This window comes from Paenibacillus sp. 2KB_22 (genome assembly GCF_052115745.1).
Lineage (GTDB): Bacteria > Bacillota > Bacilli > Paenibacillales > Paenibacillaceae > Paenibacillus.
This window is the reverse complement of sequence record NZ_JBFRHG010000003.1, coordinates 130,180-148,379: the sequence shown is the minus strand read 5'-3', so window position 1 is coordinate 148,379 and position 18,200 is coordinate 130,180. Positions and strand designations below refer to the sequence as shown.

Genomic DNA, 18,200 nt, shown 5'->3' with positions numbered 1-18,200 from the left:
TCTAATTTCGACATTCTATGTAATGTTATATAACAATGACGAGCATTAAAAACAAAAAAAACCGAACATCCGTGAAGTGTTACCTCCGGGAATTCGGCTTTTGGATATGAGATACCCTATCTCAGTTATTCAGTTATTCATCTTTTCAATCGTCTCCATATAGAACACATGCAGGAACTTTTTGATATTAACCTTGCCTTTGTCGCCTGCCTGATCTTCTTCCATCGCTCTCATCTTCATTCGAACATCCTGGAAGTCGAAGTAGAGGGGAGCATAGTGCTCAAACTTGTGGTTGCTATAATCGGTGAGTCCAATCGAGGCCATGTTCGTCAGTGCGGCAATCACCGTTCTGCGAATACGTTGTTCCATCGCCTTACTCTCTTTCTCCACGTCCTTGGGCGTAGACTTGTATGTCCGGGCCACTGCTTCATACGACTCCTTCAATGGCGGCCACTCTCCAGCGCGCTTCTGATCAATTGCATATTCCATAAGGGCCACAATATCCTTACTACCACTTTCTCCGATGATCCCCAGATCCATTAGAATACTTCTCGCCGCGTCTCGCACCGTACGACCTTGGGCAGGGGCCGGCACTTCCACCAGATTCAATCGGGCCATCGACTGTTTAATCTCCAGCACGTAACGTTCGTACTTCCACTGTTCATTCACTTTGCTGAGCACATGCTCCACTTCGACCCGATTAATCGGTTTATGAATGAAGAATTCAATCCCGTTCTGGTAGGCCGCCCCTACCATCTCCTTGTTCTCCACCTGAGAGATCATGATAAATTTCCCGGTATATCCGCTGTGCTTCAGTTTCGCAACCGTCTCAATTCCGTCCTGATCGGGCATCAGCAGATCAATCAGCACCACATCTGGACGCAGATCCATGATCATCCGCGCTCCTTCTATGCCGCCCTCTGCCATGCCCGCAAGCTCGCCGATTCCACAGGATTCAATGATATCATGCAGCATGCTCCGGCTGACCACATCATCATCCACGATCATGATAGAAAGTGTCATCGACATCGCCCCCCTTGATTAGATTCATTTTGGGAATAGCTATAGTAAATGTAGTCCCTTTCCCTTCCGGAAGTGCCGATTCTACCTTAATATGTCCCTCCAATGACTGAACGATATCACGTACATGAGACAAGCCAATGCCTGTTGCAGCAATGCCGACTTCATTGAACTTCGTTGTATAGCCCGGCTCGAAGATCACATCCCTTTTGGCTTCAGGTACGCCTTTTCCAGTATCCATCACGACCAAATGCACGTCATCTCCCTGCTCATACACACGAATTCGAACCTTCCCATCATACTCAATCGCCTCTACCGCATTAGCAATCAGATTGTTCATGACCGTTAGAAGAGGAATGTAATACGGGGATTCACAATCATACTGTTGCTCGATGTCGATCTCCACCTGCTTATGCAGCATCTCACTATATTTTCGGTTTGCTTTGCTGGCAAAGTTCAGTACTTCGGACAAGCTCATGTTGACCGCTTTTTCGTTATCATACAATTTCACCAGACCCGCGAGAATCCGTTGTGAATCCTTCTTCACTTCATGAATCTGCTGAGCAATGCCCAGTGTGCGCTGACTGTATTGGTTCATCTCCTGCTCTCGAAGATCTCGATATAGATCATAGCTGTCTGCCGTAATGCCTTCGATCGTATTCATCGCTTTTTTCAAGTAAAATACCTCGCCATACAGACCTGAGTTTACACTCAGCATCTGCTCCATCCGTTTCTCCTGCTCTGCATGCAAAAGCCGCATCTGCCTCACCGCAAAGCTGTTGTAGAGCCCAATCACAAAATAACTTCGCAGACCGCCCACCACAAGCAGATACAACCATTCCTTCATATAAAAGATATTGGTCCCACTTAACATGCCTCGAAGCAGTAGCTCAACAAGATTAGAGGAAAAGTCGATACAGGTAATCAGCCCGCCGAGCAGAAGAGGCTGCATTTCATGGAATCGATGCCTGAACTTGCTAAGACCATAGGCAAAGACCACATAATACACGCCCGCCCCCAGATTGTCCCGCATGCTTTCCAGGATGGATACAGTCTGTACATGATTGATGAGATCTGCCGACTGAAACAGCAAATTTGCGATGCCTGTCAGGATTCCTGTCTTCAGATAGGACAAGTGTGGCATGATCATCAGCAGAAATAAAAGGATGCTAACCCCCAGCCCGATTCGGAAGTAATCTTCCCGGAACGGATTTATCTTGAATTGCGCCCCTACCGCTGTGGCAAAGGCAATGGCCGTCATCTGCACATTCTCATTTTTGACCCAATTGCGCATCGATCTCTTCACCCACTATAACAACGTTTAGCGCCCAATGCCGGAATCCGCGCTTCTAATGTTAAATATACTAACATATGAAAGATGCATTAGAAATAATTAAAATTAGGGAATGAACATGAGCGCAACACAAAAAGGCCGGAAGTCTTCACTTCTACGGCCTTTTCTTTATACCTCATCCGGAATATCAAATGAAACCATCGTACCCTCGCCCGGCTCACTTACGATCGATAAACCCTGACCATACCGTTGCAACAATCTGCGGTTCGTATTCACAATGCCTATTCCGCCTTTTCCACCTGGCGTAGCATGCAGCAGCTCTGCAACCTTCTCCGGTTCCATGCCTTTGCCATTATCCTTCACCTCAATACGGGTATAACCCTCATGTCTAGTAATGGACAGGCATACTGTCCCACCCACATTTCGGCTTAATAACCCGTGTCTTACGGCATTTTCGATCAAGGGTTGAATCGATAGCGGCGGGAGAAGTAACGTATGGTCCGGCTCTACGTTTAATACCACCGACAATCGATCTTCAAATCGTGTTTTTTCAATATAAAGATAGGCTTCCACGAGTTCCAGCTCGTATGATAATTTCACCAGTTCTCCTGTATTGAGATAATTGAAGCTGATCCGTAGATAGGATGAAAAAGCTTCACCAAGCTTCCGCATATGCTCTGTATCAATATCACTTAGGACCATAAGTGAATTCAGCGTATTGAACAGGAAATGGGGCTGGATCTGAGCCTGCAAATAAGCGGCCTCCATGCGTAAGCGCTCCTGGATAGACTGATTTAACATGGTCAATGCACGTATCCGATATTTTAGCTCCAACGCATCTACAGGCTTCGTGACATAATCATTGGCCCCCGATGCAAAACCGGTATATATATCCGGCGGCTGGCTTCGTGCAGTTAACAATAACACCGGAAGCTCTGACATGGAGAATTGTTCCCGCACCTTCTGGGTTAATTCATATCCTGACATATTAGGCATCATCACATCCGTAATGAGCAGATCCCACTGGCGTGTGCCCAGCAGTTCCATCGCTTCCTGGCCCGACTGGGCCGTCGTTATGGTGTAGGGTTCATTCGAAAGAATGCTGACCAGCACATCCAGATTCACCGGATCATCATCTACAGCCAGAATGGTGGCTTTCCCCTCTTTTAACAACGGTGCCATCTCTGCTGTCGCCATGGCTTCCGCGTCCCCCATACCTGGGCGGGGTAACAGGAATCCACTAGGTGCATCTTGCATCATCTCCGCGGCCTGTTCCCATATCAGGGGAAGTTGTGACTGAGCCTGATGGGTGGTTTCATTCGCGAGCGGCAGGTTAAAGCTGAATACCGAGCCCTTTCCGAGTTCCGAGTGAACTGTTAGTGCCCCGCCGTGCAATTCTACGAGCTCTTTGCAAATGTTCAGTCCAAGCCCGATGCCTTGTCCATCGCTTATTCCATATGAGCCTTGTTCATACGGAAGGAAAATGCGCATCCGCGTGTCCTCATCCATGCCAATGCCGGTATCCGTCACATGAATCAGAGCCTGTCCGTCACGAATTTCGGCACTCACGGATATCGTTCCTTCCTCGGTATGTTTAAGCGCGTTATGTAGCAGATTATACAAAATCTGAACGAGCCTTTCTTCATCAGCCATGACCAGCGGGAACGATTCCGGAATCTTCATATGAAGGTGGACCGGTTTGCGTTCTGCCATGAATTGCAGCATGGCGATAATGCCTGGCACAACCGACTGTATGGAAAGAGGAGCCTGACGTAATACAATACGATGTTCCTTCAGCCGTACTACATCCAGTAGATCACCAAGGAGATGGGACATCCGCCGACCGATCGTAATCAGCAGTTCCATGTCCTCCAGGCTCTGTCCATCCAACTTGTTCTTCTCTCGGGTGACTACGTTATGAGCGATGTTAATGATCCCGTGCAGCGGAGTCCTCAGTTCATGTGATGTATTCGCCAAGAACTGATCTTTAATTTTGTCACCCTTTTGCAGTTCTGTATTCAGCTTCATATTCTCCCTGACATTCCTGAAGTATTTCTTGAACCAATAAGCGGAGAAACCGGTAATGGCAAAGATGATGTCAATGGGATAATAGACTGTTGTCACATCTTTCGATGTCTCACTTGTACTCCACAACATATTGGATATGATGCCTCCAGCTGTCAGGAGCAGAAAGACCATATCCCGATCCGCCTGTTTCCTAAAGAGCATGACACCTACAATGTACAGGAACCAGAGAGAAGAGACGAGAAAGAACACATCGATAAGCGAGTACTGAACCATGGCATAGACAACATGAATGGGCACCGCCAGAATAACAGCAATATAAGCTATTGTCGTGACAATGCATATTTGAAGGCTTTTTGTTCGTATATGTATCAAGGTCAATCTCTGGAATAACAGCAGAATACAAGCATTTTGCAGCAGCAGACAGATCAGACGAAGCTTGATCCCCCACGTATAGTTAATAGGGAGCCATAACATCAGAATGTTATCATGACCAGCCATAACCACGACGCCCACAGATAAGGTTAAAATAGCTGCGACGAGTAAGGCCCGCTCTTGGGGGTTGAACACAAACAGAATACAGGCATACATGCCATGAAGTAGTAAAACGAGAAAAATGGACAATTGAAAACCGATGGAATACCAACGTGCGTAATCAACCGCCGCTTGAGAACCAAAGCGAACGGGTTTTCCGATTCCTCCTAAGTACGGGCTATCATAATTGGCTACACGAATGAGTAATTCAATCTCGGTGGTTCCGTTATGTTCATAGGTCGCCGTATACGAGTCACTTCTCGGTACATACGTTTCTACATCCTCCGACACCTTCCCCATTCCACCTGTGATATCCCCATTGAGTTCAATCTCGGATGAACTTCGGATGTTTTTGAACCAGAAGGCCACAGGTGTTTGAAGGGGATCCGTCAAAATGCGCAATCGGTATGTGGCATAGCCAACTGAACTCTCCTGATCCCGGTTCTCGGCATTTTTCCAATCTCCCGGAACCTGGACCACATCCGCCGCCTGCATTCCTTCCCTATCCACAGTATCTTTGCCAGTCAGTAATTCATTCGAATATAGTTCCCATTCTCCGTTCAGATACATGACCGGGACTTGCTCCAGATCGACACCTCGCAGATCAACTACACCATTCACAGCGTGATAATTGTCCAAGGCAGGGAAGAACTGCGACCAGACCCAGCGCATGCCGAACAATGCCGCTAAAATGATCGACAGGATCAGCATATATTTGAAATGTCTCACGGGATTTGTCTGTCGTAGGTTCATTGGTTACGATGTCCTGACTTGATCAACCCGAGCTTCCAGTCCCTGTACCATTCGCAAACCTCTTCACTAATCGGTATCTCCAAATCTTGCTCCATTCTGGTGGTTAAGAGGCGATACTGCTCCTCCACACCGAGATCGTTGTGCATTTCATCATATAACTTCATTAGCGTAAAATAACTTTCTTCTTCATCCGGAAGCATATGCTGGATACGTTGAGTACTCTCAATCACTTTATCCGCCAGTCCATGCTGCTGGTAATACAGACTTAGTTGTCTCATATGATACAGCCACAGATAGCGTAATCTTTCCCGCTCAGGTTCAGCCCACATGTATTCATAATTGCCAAGATAGGTACCCTTATATAGATGAAGCGCTTGCTCATAGGCATGAACGGTACTTTCGTCTACGACTTTCCATTGCCTGATTTCCCGTTCCCACTGCTCACTATCCAACTGAGCCTCACCCAATTCAAGTCGATAACCTGCCTCCAGGTGTCCACTCTGAATCGTGATCATATTCATATTGCAAGTTTTCAGGGTTTGACGGACATGATAAATCGCAGTGTAGAGTTGGTGTGCCGTCTTCTCCTCTTCCGTTCCCGGCCACAGAAGCTCCAGCAGAACACTGCGATGGATAACCTGGTTCCGGTGGTGAAGCAAGTATGCAAACAGTTCCTGCGCCTTGCTTGTACGCCATTTGGCAACCTGGATATCCTTTCCTGGAAGCTTAAACTGAATCTGATTAAAGCAGCAAATTAAAGGTACATTTGTATCCTTTGACCGCTGCTCGCGTTTAACGCTCAGTTTCTCTCTTACACGGATCACCGTCTGCTTCAATCGTTCTTTTTGGATAGGCTTCATCACGTAGTCCAATGCCTGTAGTTCGAAAGCATGAACTGCATATTGATCGTAACTGGTCACAAAAATAATTTCGGTGCCCGGTGTCGCCGCCTGAATCTGTCTTCCCAGATCCATCCCATCCATCTCTGGCATGTGGATATCCAGAAATACAACATCAGGTCTGTGCTCCACAATACCTGCCATAGCCTCTGTTGGATTCATATAAGTAGCAATAATTTGGATGCCGCTTACTTCTTTTTCTAGTGATTTTTGAAGGCCTATCAACGCTAGACGTTCGTCGTCAACCAATATCACTTTCACAGGAGCTTCCTCCTCGACCCTGAGGTCTTGAGATTTATTTTCACTATTATATCATAGGCATTTTAAGTATTATGGTTCTCATTTCCCAATTTCAATTTCTAGCAATTTAATTGTATAATACTTAATAGAAGACAGGTTAACAGATCCGGTCTGGAAGAGAGGAAGGTTGCATATGTCAGATGCGAATCAAAGCTTTGGGCAAGCCCTTGTCAAATCATTAGTGGGGGAACGCGGTCATATCCGCATCGCCCGTGCTCTACCCGATATTGATGTCACACTTGCTGCTCGTACGCACGAGGCCATGCCTTATACGATCTATCAGTTGGTGAAGCATATGCATTATTGGCAGCAATTCATGCTCGAACACTTGGAAGGACGCAAGCCCCAGCCCCCCGCTAGCGTGAGTGAGAGCTGGCCTGAGGAGAAAGGCCCTCAGGACGAAGCAACCTGGAAGGCAGATATTCAGGCATTCTTGGATGGGGTTGATCAAGCGGTAACCATTGCAGAAACAGCACAATTAGATGAGCCACTCCTTTATTTCCCCGGGGAAACCAAAGCAGGACTTCTGCGCAATATCGCCTCCCATAACTCGTACCATCTAGGGGAGATCGTTCTGCTGCGTCGCTTCTACGGTGTATGGCCGCCTCCAGGTGGCGGATATCCGGCGTAAACCATAGTTACATCAGATCTATTGAACGAATATACAGACACATCTAAGCTGTGAAAGGACGATTGTTCCTTTTGCAGCTTCTTGTGGTTGTAGGCAAGTAACAAGTAACATCCGTGAAAGTACAAATTATATAACGCTCATATCCTGCTCCAGGCTCATATATTACTTCAAAGTACGTATATGACTTTGAGGTGCGTACTTCTCATCCTTCTTTTTCTGACCCACAATATGAACAGAAGAAGAGAGGAGCATGTCCATTGAAAACCGAAGAATTGGTTACCCGTTATACCGCGCTTGTCATTGGTGCTGGAGGCGTCATTGGAAGAAACCTTATTGATTATCTGATGACACTTCCCGAGTGGAATGTCATTGGTGTATCTCGCCGTGGAGGGGAAGATGCCCCCAGGTTACGTTATATATCAGCTGATTTACTGAATGAAGCAGACACACAAGATAAACTAAGTCATTTAACGACCGTTACGCATATTTTCTACGCCGCGTATCAGGATCGCCCAACCTGGGCCGAATTGGTACAGCCCAACTTGGCCATGCTCGTCAATGTGGTGAATACGATTGAACCGATCGCTCCAAATCTCCAACATATTAGCCTAATGCAAGGTTATAAAGTGTACGGTGCGCATCTGGGCCCATTCAAAACACCTGCCAAAGAAACGGATGCACATCATATGCCCCCTGAATTCAATGTCGATCAGCAGCAGTTTCTCGAGGAACGGCAACCCGGAAGTAGCTGGACCTGGTCAGCCCTGCGCCCGTCTGTGGTGTGTGGATTTGCCCTGGGTAATCCAATGAACCTTGCCATGGTTATTGGCGTATATGCGGCTATCTCCAAGGAGCTTGGCTTACCACTTCGATTCCCTGGGAAACCAGGAGCGTATCATTCGCTGCTTGAAATGACTGATGCCACATTGCTCGCTCATGCAACTGTATGGGCAGCAACCGATCCGCGATGTGCCAATCAAGCATTTAATATCACCAATGGCGATCTGTTTCGCTGGAATGAGCTCTGGCCCAAAATTGCTGCATTTTTCGAATTGGAAACTGCACCTCCACTCACCCTCTCACTTGCAACTGTGATGGCAGATAAAGAAGATCTTTGGGATTCCATGATTGAAAAGTATGGTTTGGTAAACACCCCTTATGATGATGTCTCTTCCTGGGCATTTGGTGACTTTGTCTTCTCGTGGGATTACGATTTCTTCGCAGATGGTTCCAAAGCTCGCCGCTTCGGATTTCATGATTTTATTGACACTGAGGCTATGTTTATGGATATTTTCAGAAATCTACGTGATCGCAAGATCCTTCCGTAACGTAAATAAAATGCAGAATAAGCCGATTCCTGAATTCCAGAATCGGCTTATAGCAGTCACTCAACGGTCCGTAGTCGTTGGCGGCTTAAACAGAATTTTTCCTCGATCACCATAAACATTCTCCACGTGTATATCGCCCCATCTACACATTAGATGAAGAATCTCTTTAAGACTCCACCCATACGCTGTTAACTCATACTCCACTTTAGGCGGGACCTGGTGATGGGAAATTCGGACAATGACCCCCGCCTCCGTTAGTTCACCAAGTTGCTGAGTCAACACTTTCTGGGTGATCGCAGGGATCAGCTTCATCAGTTCACCATTGCGTTTCTTGCCAAAGGTAAGATGGAATAGAATAACAGGCTTCCACTTTCCCCCGATCACTTCAAGAAAGGCTTCAACTGCGGTGTTATATACTTTGAGAGGTTCCTCCATATCACCTTCGGTCTCCCTTCGAGTCTATTGCTCAATCTTCCCGATTCATCTTCTCAAAAATATGGGCTAGTTGCGCTCGATCCTCTTCGTTTAATTTCTGGAATAAATTCTTACGCAGCTTCTGGCCCTCCAATATTGCTCTTCCGAGGACTTCGGTCCCTTTATCCGTAATGTTCAAATAAATAATGCGGCGGTCCGCTTCATCTACCATTCTGACGACTAGTTCCTTGGCTACCATCTTGTCCGATAAATAACTGAGTGTAGGCGGCGTGAACCCTAACATTTTTGCAATATCCGAAGGTCGGCTTTTTCCATTTTGATGGAGATGGCTGAGTACAAGCACATGAGAGACACCCAGGTCCTCATTGAATGATTTGTTCCATTGTATGATCAATTTATTGGTGAAATTATCCATGTTGTGTATAAGCTCAAAAATGTTCTGTTCTTCCATTAGATCCTCCTCGAAAAAATAAAACAACAGCCCTCATTTAACTTAAGGGCTGTCATCATTTTACACGCTATTGGGCTGAGTAGCCACCATCGATCACCAGTTCAGATCCGGTAATGTACGAAGAATCATCCGACGCCAGGAACAACGCGGCTTTGGCAATATCAATAGCCTGGCCCAGACGCTGCAAAGGCGTTGCCTGAATTAACCGTTCAAGCAGTTCCTTTGAGGTGTTCAAGGATTGGGTCATTGGTGTTTCGATGATCCCAGGAAAAAGAGCATTCACCCGAATACCTTGACGTCCGAAGGTGGTCGCAGCGGCTTTGGATAATGCACGTACGGCCCCTTTGGAAGCCGAGTAATGGTTAAAGCCTTGTCCAATCATAGCAGTGTATGATGAGATATTGACGATGGAACCTTTTTTCTGGGCTGCCATATAGGGAGTGACATGTTTCATGCCAGCGAATGGGCCGTAACCGTTAATGGAGAGCATTTTCTCCCAATCCTGTGCATTGATTTCCTCAAATGGCTTCTCCGAAGAAATGCCTGCATTGTTGACCAGAATATCAATTTTCCCAAATCGTTCATTCACTACCTTCGCAAGTGCCTGCCAATCTTCATCCGAAGATACATTCAACTTCAGTCCGTACACATTCTCTTTTTGGCTTGCTCTCTCCAGTGCTTCCTCATTAATGTCTGCAGCAATGACGATGGCGCCTTCCTGTGCAAAAAGATCAACCATGCCCTCCCCGATTCCCGATGCTCCGCCAGTAATAATGGCTACTTTATTATCTAATTTTCCCATGTGAATTGCTCCTAACGTATTTTATTTATTTGTAAGTAACAGGGCTATTTTGTCTTTCATTCTTAACATGATGCTTAAGCCCCCTATCTTAAAGAAACCAAAGTATTTAGACATATAATATTTAGTCATCTAAATATTATATGTCTAAATACTAGCAAACTAACTGTCTTAATGCAACGAGTACAGCTCTATATACTTATTTTGGATTCCTTAGCGAAGCTAACGCAGTTGAAAAAAAGCTCGGTTTACGCGACATTTCAGACTTATCCCGCATAACTAGCCAACAAAAAAACTGCATCCGTCATTACGGATGCAGCCTTTTCAACGTTTCGTATAATGAGAAGCTCATACCCTCTTATAGTGCACCTTGAAGGTTTGCAGGCTGATTTTCCTCATTCACCAGACCTTGAATAAAGGTTTCAAAATTGGGCGCAAGCCAAGTGATCTTGTAGCTTTCATTTTTGTCCACATGAACAACCTCGGGCTCACCAGCATTGCCGGATTCACGATAATCCAGCATCACGATCTCCGAATCGGAAGGGCACTCACATAACACAACACCAATCTCGGGGTACCCTCCCTGCTCGATGATGTACCGGCTACCCGATTGACCACCTAACGAATGTGCTTTCTCACGTCCAATACCCAGTATTCCCTTGACCTCAACGCGGACCTTCTTGGCAGCCTCTGCTTGGCTAACAGGATAATACCGATAGTGGGGAACACCACCATTATGTAATTTCATCATGTTTATATAGGATGTTGGCAGCTTGAACACCAACTGCTCCTCCATTGACTCAATCTGTCCATCAGTAGGTGGGGCCAGCACATATTGATCCACGGCTTCAGCACTATCATTCCAAAAACCTGTTGGTTCCAGATGGCTAACACTAAAAGGTACGGTTGAGAGCTCAGAGACAGATGGGTCGGGACTCACCGATTCATATACGGATTCCTCTAAGAGTTCCTCTGAGGATTCCTCCTCCATTTTGCTTCGAATCCATTCCAGAAACTCCAACGTATCTTCATCCTCAGGATCCAATTGATCCGCTCTTTCGAACGCTTGCAGCGCATGCGCATATTGCTCCAGATAGTAATAAGCCAGTCCAATCCGATAATGCCAGAGTGGGTCACCTGTACCCTCTTCAGCAACCGTCAGGAATTGTTCAACCGCTTCGTCGTACCGTTCCAGGTTATTCAACGCTCGTCCCAGATGGTTAACCAGCTCATAATCTCTTTCTTCCACAGGAATCGCTTGAATTGCATCTACAATTTCCTGAAATTCATCTTCTTCATGCCACTCCTGCAATTGAACCAACAGATCGTCTCTCATTCCTTTGGCCTCCCCGTTCATTCACTCATGATTACGTATTGAAAATTATACCACTATTCAGATCACCATCTCCAGCAATGGACTGCCCGCAAATTTAAATTAAATAGGTGTCATCCAAGTCGACTTGAATGACACCCACTATGTTCTGATCATGCAACTCAGACTACTTTACCTATTAGCACATTTGCAGAATTAGTAATTAACGATGTTCTATTTCATTTGTCGTGCTCGTTATTTGAGACTGAATAAGGCCTGCTTTCTGAATCGTCTGCTGTCTGGACGTACCATTCCGTATACTGTACTGCGCCTGTATCAGAATCTGATTCCATCGGTTTGCAAGTAAACTGATAGGCTGTCACATCATTACCACGAACGGTTAATGTAATCGCCAGTTCCGGATCACCCCAACTCGGATTTTCGTCCTTATACTCTCCATTGACTACTTCATTTTGAAATGATGGGCTGGTCATGAAATCTCGGGTCTTAACAAACAGACGCTCTACCTCATTTTCTCCAAGTTGCTTTTCCACGATGTAGGCAATTTCTACCCGTGGAGTGGAATAACGAAATTTCGTCTCTCTAATATTCGGAAACTCCTGCTTGATGTTTTGCTTGTACTCCTTGATTAGAGCGGATGAAACATTGGAATACGAAGTACATCCCATTAAGAAAATAATCAACCCTATGAAAACTAGTAACATCCAATATGTTTTATTGCGGATCGTCTCTTCACCTGCTCTTATATTGAATTCTTAATTCAATTCAGTAACTCCACACAATCGTAAACCCATCCTGCACTTAACCAGTTACCCAAGTCACTGGAACCGCTGATTGGTGTAATCGTGATCGTGTTGGAACCATTCACGAAGTAAGATGCTGGGACATTCCAGCTAAACGTTGTGTTGTTGCCACGATAGGTACCAATCGTGAAGCTACGAGAATTGGGCTGTGAAGAAGCGGCAGGGTTGGATAATGCATGTCCATTAACCGTTACGCTAGGTCTGCCATTATTGTAGGCTGCAGTAATCCCGATGTTGAGCATATGGGAAGATGCCGCTTGAGATGCATTCAAGTTAAACGTTATTGTGGTTGGTGAATTCTGACCACGGAATTGGATTGCCGGGAATCGATTGGTCGCGCTGCCCGTAGCATAGGTGACAGGCCCCCAGCTTGGATTACGACTATCGGACGGGTGACGGATCGGAATGGTCTGTCCATTCAAGAACTCCCGTGGCGTACCATCCCAGTTACCGATTCGCCAGATGCTGGAGGCTTGACTCGGATCATTGTTGATCGTACGTGTATTCAGCGTCGTCGTTTGGCCTGCCGTGACATTAACCGTTTCCGTATATACCGCCAGTTCTCCCTTATAGGCTGTCATGGTGTATGTCCCTGGGATCATGCTATATTTGGCGGCTGCCCCACTTGAAGAGGTACCCACCCAATACTGAGCATTACTATTGGCAAACCCAATTGTATACGCGTACCCCGTATCCATCCCGGAGAGACCATTAAGCACCACATTCCCCCGACTGGATACCCAGCCCTGCAGATTCAGACCAGACATCCAACTGAAATCAGGTACACTTGGCGTACCCCCTGTGGTAAAGATCAGAGCGTACGGCCCATGCAGACCCAGGCGCCAATTTTCCGTCTGTGCATGGCCCGAGTTCATATAATTATAGACTTCCGTCTCTGTTCCACTTTGGAACTGGATGTCACGGAAGAATGGGCCGCCAGAGCTTTTTTCCCGATTGCCGTAGGCCATAAATACACCGACGCCATTCCCGGTCACCCCACGAACGGATAAGTCTTTGGCCTGATCATTACCATAATATTTGGAGGCCGACTGTCCATTGGCAAACCCGAACACATCCTGACTTTCAATTGCTCCAGTGTTACCCCGGTTGTTAGAATTCGCCGGAACGCCTGTCAACACACTACCATTACCGCGGAAAATGTATCGTAACTCTCCAATTGAAGGTTGAGCTGTGATATGCGTTGCCATGTATATGATGTTCTCGCCACCCCGCGAAGCATAATAGTGAGTCAATGTGTTGGTGGAAACGGTAATTAGCACCGTTGAACCCGAAGGTGACTTATTCCACGTTACATTTGCAGAAGATCCCAACCCCGAGCCAATATGTGAGCCCCTATTGCTATTCAGCTCAGTTCCATTCATCTTGGCAGAGATAATATCACCATTCGTTTTGTTCACTACATAGACTAATCCCGAACCGGTGTTCACTTCAATTCTGGAGCCGTTGTCTGTGACCTGGATGGTGGCTGCGTGTCCGGTAGATGCAGGGTATACGGCAGCTGTTGCGACCATAACGACAATTAAAAACAAACCAAGCGCCTTTCTCACTATACTTTTAGTCATGAGTAAACTCCTCCTTGGAAATCATTTAATAAAGCGCTTACATTATAATGTATAACAACCTACCCTTCCGTCTCATAACTTACAATTCCAATGAAATAATACCATTATATTACATATATTTGCAATGAAAACGGCTCGAATATCCGATAGAAAATTCTAAAAGCAAAAAAGCGTAACTTCAAAAGTTGCACCCGCAGATACCAAGCTAGAGAATCTCTTCCGAATGGGTATCCATATCTCGCTTCTATATTGCTCAACGGTACCATCCTTGTGCTCATTCCATAGCATTTTCCGGACCCTCACTCAGCTCATAGTCCGATGAAGGCCTGATACATGCATGCTTTGAAAAGTCCTGGCGAAGGAATCCGGCGAGACATACCCATATTTCAGTGCAACGTCAATGACTTTGCTGTCATTCCGGCTCAGCTCCATCGCCGCCAGCATATCCATGTCATCCCCTCCCTCGTTAGTTTAAGGATAGCAAAGCCGTTCCCATCGCATCCGACATTTCCTGCACCATTCTTCAGGTAGCTCTTCTCTTGCAAAAATCTCGCTTGTTCGTACAGAAGGTTTTGGTTGATTTACTTCAACATACAGAAGTCTGGTTTTCGTTACCATTTCCGCACTCTCCAATGAAGAAGACAATGGAGCAGACAGGTACATTGACGGTTTTTTGTGCGTATTCTCCATTTTGCAGATATGCCGTTCCTCTTATTTGCCGTTCACATATTTTAAAGAGAGATAGTTTTGACCATAACGGATAAGGGGAGCGGTTAAAATGGGAGCCAGGCCAAAAAGATCTATCAAAAAGCAGGGAGTTTCTATTATTGCCTGCACGAAGCGCCAAAGCTATATAAAAAACCTGTTTAATAACTACAGCCGACAGAACCACGCCAAGAAAGAACTTATCATCATTGTTAACAATGATAACATCCCCCTTACTCCTTATCTAAGCTTAGCCAAAAAACTTCCAAACGTACACGTTTATCGTCTTCCGGAACGTACCTCCCTCGGCGCTTGTCTAAATTACGCTATTAAGAAAACGAAATACAACTATATTGCCAAGTTTGATGATAATGATTATTACGCTCCCTACTATTTGACGGAAAGCGTGCAGACCTTTCAAAGAACCAATGCCGATGTCATTGGCAAGCGGGCACATTACATGTATTTACGCGGATCAAAGACGTTTATCCTTCGTTTTCCACATGATGAACATCGACCTGTGACCCTAATCCCTGGCGCAACGCTTGTCTTTAAACGCAAGGTAGTAAACAAAGTTCAGTTCCCGAATCGAAGCGTCGGTGAGGATGATCTTTTTTGCATTAGAAGTAAACGAAACGGATACAACGTTTATTCTGCTGGGAAAAGTAATTTTGTCGCGATACGCCGGAGAAACTCATCCAACCATACATGGATCATTAACGACAAAGAACTAATCTCTCAAAGCCGAAAAATACCTTCTGTTACGAATTACAAGAAATATGTGCAGAAGAAACCAAAAGGCTGACCCCGTTAACAACCAATTAAATCTCAAAAAGAGCAGCATTCCGCTGCTCTTCTCTGTTCTTACCCGATAGTCATATGTGCTTGGACTCAAGCCAGATATTCCGCCATGATCTTTTCAATATCATACGGCGTAACGCCTTCATCGACCGCATAGATGGTATCGGCCTGATCCTTCGTATCCACAAGCACACCTCTCGCCTTGGCGTGCAGCATGAACAAGTCATACAGGTCGGGTTTACGTAATGTGGTCATCGCCTTCCCCATCAGCACGATACCTTTCTGATTCCCCTCTACGTTATTGTTGTAGTCCGGATATCTGGTCAGCGCCAGATCCGTCCAGATGATTGTACGCTCGACCAAATCAAGAATAACCGGAATGGCAAGCTGGGTGTCGGCAGTGATATCCATTTTGTTCTGGACGGTAGCTGGTTCATAGATCTCGCCCGAGCCCGGCTTCTTCCGCATCATCCAGCCTGCAAAACATTCCGGCAGATTACAATACGGATGGCTGGTGAAGGAATGAAGTGTCGTCACCACATAACGTCCGCCATAATCCACGATCGATGGCATATGCAGATCAATAAATTCACTTGCCCCATGAGGTGCAGTCACAATATCCCCGCTATGGGCCGCTTTGTATTTGACAGATCGCAGATTGGTATAGGAGATATGTTCCACGTAATTCCAATTCTCGTCATACATGACCGCCGACAAGTCAATATCCACACGCCCCGTAGGTGTGCCGTCTACTTCGCCCTCTTTCCACCAGCTGAAGAAACGTATCGTGTCACCTTCACCCATCGGGATGCGGCTTCCACGCACAATGGTTCGCAGAGCTTTGCTCGCGGATCGTTGTGAAAAAGGAACCAGATAGTGTTGGAGACGTTCATCAATATACGTCTTCCCGAGTGCTGGAAAGTCAGCAAAACGTGTAATCAAGGCCTGCTCGCACAATTGCACCACTTCCTGGCAGACCGCCTCGTCAAGCTCCGGCAGCTCATTCGGGATACCAAAAGCCTTCGCCACATTGCCTTTCGGAAAAAAGACCCGCAAATCCGAGGCTTCATTCCGCTGTGCAAAATGCTGTCTCACCTGTAACAACACCGGCGTGGATACCTGTGCAGCCACTTCACCAAAGGCCAACAGTACATACGCTTCATCTTCAGTTATCCGCAGCACGTGATCCAGTTTTCTCGCGAATTCACCTGGACGCTGCGACAACAGATCGATCAGACTCCAGACATTCCGATATTGGAAGGCAAGTTCCACACTTCCGTTGAAGGTCGAATAAGGTTTATTATTACGCAAAATATCAAAGGCTTCTTCGCATCGTGGATACCGAAGCTTATATTCCGAAGGATGCAGAATTTCGCCAAGGCGAATCCAGCGATCCTTATATCGCAGCATATCCTCCGTGATGGAGCTACATTGCTCTAGTAATCCGAGCAAAAGTCGTCGCTCACGCCGTTTGAATCTTCGAAAGAGAGAAGCCGCAGCGAGGCTGACATCACCATCCGACCAGGCAACAGCCAGACGCAGGACATCACTTGCCGTTTTGAAATACGGACCGATTCTGTCGATGTTCGCCTTTTCATGCTTCAACAGCGAGGAGACCACGAAGCCTACATTTTCTTTGAACGGAATCTCGGCGGGCAGAATCGTATCCACTTCGCTTGGATCTGCATGCTTCAACACGGTATCGATATCTTTCTTGTCCGTATCAGAGATGGAACCTTTCGCTTCAATGATCTGGCGAATGAGCGTCTGGAATGCTTGTTTGTTTCCCAAACCAATGACTTTCAAGTCCGTCTTCTCCAGCAAAGGCATTCTCTCCACAGATGGTTGATCCGAATAGACCACAGTCAGGTTGGTCAGATAATGAATCATTGCATTCAGGTATAACTCCGCTTCATCCGCCTGCATCACCTGCATCGGGAATCCTGCATACATCGGTTGGTACTGCACATGTGCACCGACCATAACTCTCAGATCACACACGAGTTGGTGATATATTGCTTCAAATTGTTCCTTGGACAGCTGCCGCATCGCCTGCATTAACTCATCCGAGAAGGTGTATCCGAGCGCTTCTATATTTTTGAGGGCAGTCGCCAGGTGTGTCTTCGGCAACTGTTGCTTCCCTTCGTTAGATTCAATGATGAGTTTGTTCGCTCTGCGCAAATAGATCGTATTGTTCATGATAAAAGAGTCCAGGAAAGCCACATCCCTATATAACATGAAAGGTTAGGGTTAGAAGGAAGGAATGTGATAGCCTGGACGCCTCCTCTCTGATAATGAAATCTTCAGGAGAGCTGCGACCCTATGATCTCCAATGATTGTAGAAGGAAGGATCGCAATAGCCTGAAGGCCAGCGGTTCGAAGTTTGTCACCCGAACCTCTGGTGAACCCATCATCTCAGATTCCACGATCTGCCAACAGGGCGAAAGTATTACGACATGAATAGCATGAGTTTAATGAAATAGGAAAAAGCCTTTGCCGACCCCCA

The 18,200-nt window shown here is 46.2% G+C and carries 15 protein-coding genes and 1 pseudogene; 3 read left to right on the top strand and 13 right to left on the bottom strand.

Annotation, left to right across the window (positions count from 1 at the left end; all coding sequences use genetic code 11):
- Window positions 1-129 precede the first annotated feature (129 nt).
- From AB4111_RS19620 to AB4111_RS19605, 4 genes are all read right to left on the bottom strand, one after another.
- Window positions 130-1,023 carry a response regulator gene (locus AB4111_RS19620; protein WP_442032875.1) on the bottom strand — a complete coding sequence of 298 codons (894 nt, stop codon included), beginning with the start codon at window positions 1,021-1,023 and terminating at the stop codon, window positions 130-132.
- Complete coding sequence (locus AB4111_RS19615) at window positions 995-2,314, bottom strand: sensor histidine kinase (protein ID WP_442032874.1); 1,320 nt, start codon at window positions 2,312-2,314, stop codon at window positions 995-997. Before AB4111_RS19615 ends, AB4111_RS19620 begins: the two co-directional genes overlap by 29 nt.
- A 168-nt stretch (window positions 2,315-2,482) precedes the next feature.
- A complete protein-coding gene (locus AB4111_RS19610; protein WP_442032873.1) occupies window positions 2,483-5,626 on the bottom strand; it encodes an ATP-binding protein in 3,144 nt (1,047 codons plus the stop codon).
- Window positions 5,623-6,786 carry a response regulator gene (locus tag AB4111_RS19605; RefSeq protein WP_442032872.1) on the bottom strand — a complete coding sequence of 388 codons (1,164 nt, stop codon included), beginning with the start codon at window positions 6,784-6,786 and terminating at the stop codon, window positions 5,623-5,625. The genes AB4111_RS19610 and AB4111_RS19605 overlap by 4 nt, the downstream gene beginning before the upstream one ends.
- 172 nt (window positions 6,787-6,958) lie before the next feature.
- On the opposite strand from AB4111_RS19605, the gene AB4111_RS19600 reads away from it, so the two are divergent.
- The gene (locus tag AB4111_RS19600; RefSeq protein WP_442032871.1) at window positions 6,959-7,456 is read left to right on the top strand and encodes a DinB family protein; all 498 of its coding nucleotides are present in this window, start codon (window positions 6,959-6,961) and stop codon (window positions 7,454-7,456) included.
- Between the two features lie 257 nt (window positions 7,457-7,713).
- Window positions 7,714-8,784, top strand: a complete 1,071-nt coding sequence (locus tag AB4111_RS19595) for an SDR family oxidoreductase (protein WP_442032870.1) — start codon at window positions 7,714-7,716, stop codon at window positions 8,782-8,784.
- A gap of 60 nt (window positions 8,785-8,844) precedes the next feature.
- On the opposite strand, the gene AB4111_RS19590 is transcribed toward AB4111_RS19595, so the two are convergent.
- The 8 genes and pseudogenes from AB4111_RS19590 to AB4111_RS19555 form a co-directional block, all read right to left on the bottom strand.
- Window positions 8,845-9,219, bottom strand: coding sequence for a winged helix-turn-helix transcriptional regulator (locus AB4111_RS19590; RefSeq protein ID WP_047840975.1), 375 nt, complete (start codon window positions 9,217-9,219; stop codon window positions 8,845-8,847).
- Between the two features lie 31 nt (window positions 9,220-9,250).
- Window positions 9,251-9,670, bottom strand: a complete 420-nt coding sequence (locus tag AB4111_RS19585) for a MarR family winged helix-turn-helix transcriptional regulator (protein ID WP_253442113.1) — start codon at window positions 9,668-9,670, stop codon at window positions 9,251-9,253.
- 67 nt (window positions 9,671-9,737) lie between these two features.
- On the bottom strand, window positions 9,738-10,472 hold the full coding sequence (locus tag AB4111_RS19580; RefSeq protein ID WP_442032869.1) for an SDR family NAD(P)-dependent oxidoreductase: 735 nt from the start codon (window positions 10,470-10,472) through the stop codon (window positions 9,738-9,740).
- A gap of 355 nt (window positions 10,473-10,827) precedes the next feature.
- The gene (locus AB4111_RS19575; protein ID WP_442032868.1) at window positions 10,828-11,805 is read right to left on the bottom strand and encodes an SMI1/KNR4 family protein; all 978 of its coding nucleotides are present in this window, start codon (window positions 11,803-11,805) and stop codon (window positions 10,828-10,830) included.
- 215 nt (window positions 11,806-12,020) lie between these two features.
- Window positions 12,021-12,470 carry a hypothetical protein gene (locus tag AB4111_RS19570; protein ID WP_442032867.1) on the bottom strand — a complete coding sequence of 150 codons (450 nt, stop codon included), beginning with the start codon at window positions 12,468-12,470 and terminating at the stop codon, window positions 12,021-12,023.
- A gap of 92 nt (window positions 12,471-12,562) precedes the next feature.
- Window positions 12,563-14,188: a rhamnogalacturonan lyase B N-terminal domain-containing protein gene (locus AB4111_RS19565; RefSeq protein WP_442032866.1), complete on the bottom strand. Its 1,626-nt coding sequence runs from the start codon at window positions 14,186-14,188 to the stop codon at window positions 12,563-12,565.
- A 156-nt stretch (window positions 14,189-14,344) separates the two neighbouring features.
- Window positions 14,345-14,513, bottom strand: a pseudogene (locus AB4111_RS19560) (hypothetical protein); the annotation flags it as partial.
- Window positions 14,492-14,638, bottom strand: coding sequence for a hypothetical protein (locus AB4111_RS19555; RefSeq protein WP_442032865.1), 147 nt, complete (start codon window positions 14,636-14,638; stop codon window positions 14,492-14,494). The gene AB4111_RS19555 and the pseudogene AB4111_RS19560, both read right to left, overlap by 22 nt.
- A gap of 328 nt (window positions 14,639-14,966) precedes the next feature.
- Here AB4111_RS19555 and AB4111_RS19550 point away from each other — a divergent pair, with 328 nt between their 5' ends.
- Window positions 14,967-15,698: a glycosyltransferase gene (locus AB4111_RS19550; protein ID WP_442032864.1), complete on the top strand. Its 732-nt coding sequence runs from the start codon at window positions 14,967-14,969 to the stop codon at window positions 15,696-15,698.
- A gap of 86 nt (window positions 15,699-15,784) precedes the next feature.
- Here AB4111_RS19550 and AB4111_RS19545 read toward each other — a convergent pair whose 3' ends face one another.
- Complete coding sequence (locus tag AB4111_RS19545) at window positions 15,785-17,893, bottom strand: TerD family protein (RefSeq protein ID WP_442032863.1); 2,109 nt, start codon at window positions 17,891-17,893, stop codon at window positions 15,785-15,787.
- Window positions 17,894-18,200: the final 307 nt, after the last annotated feature.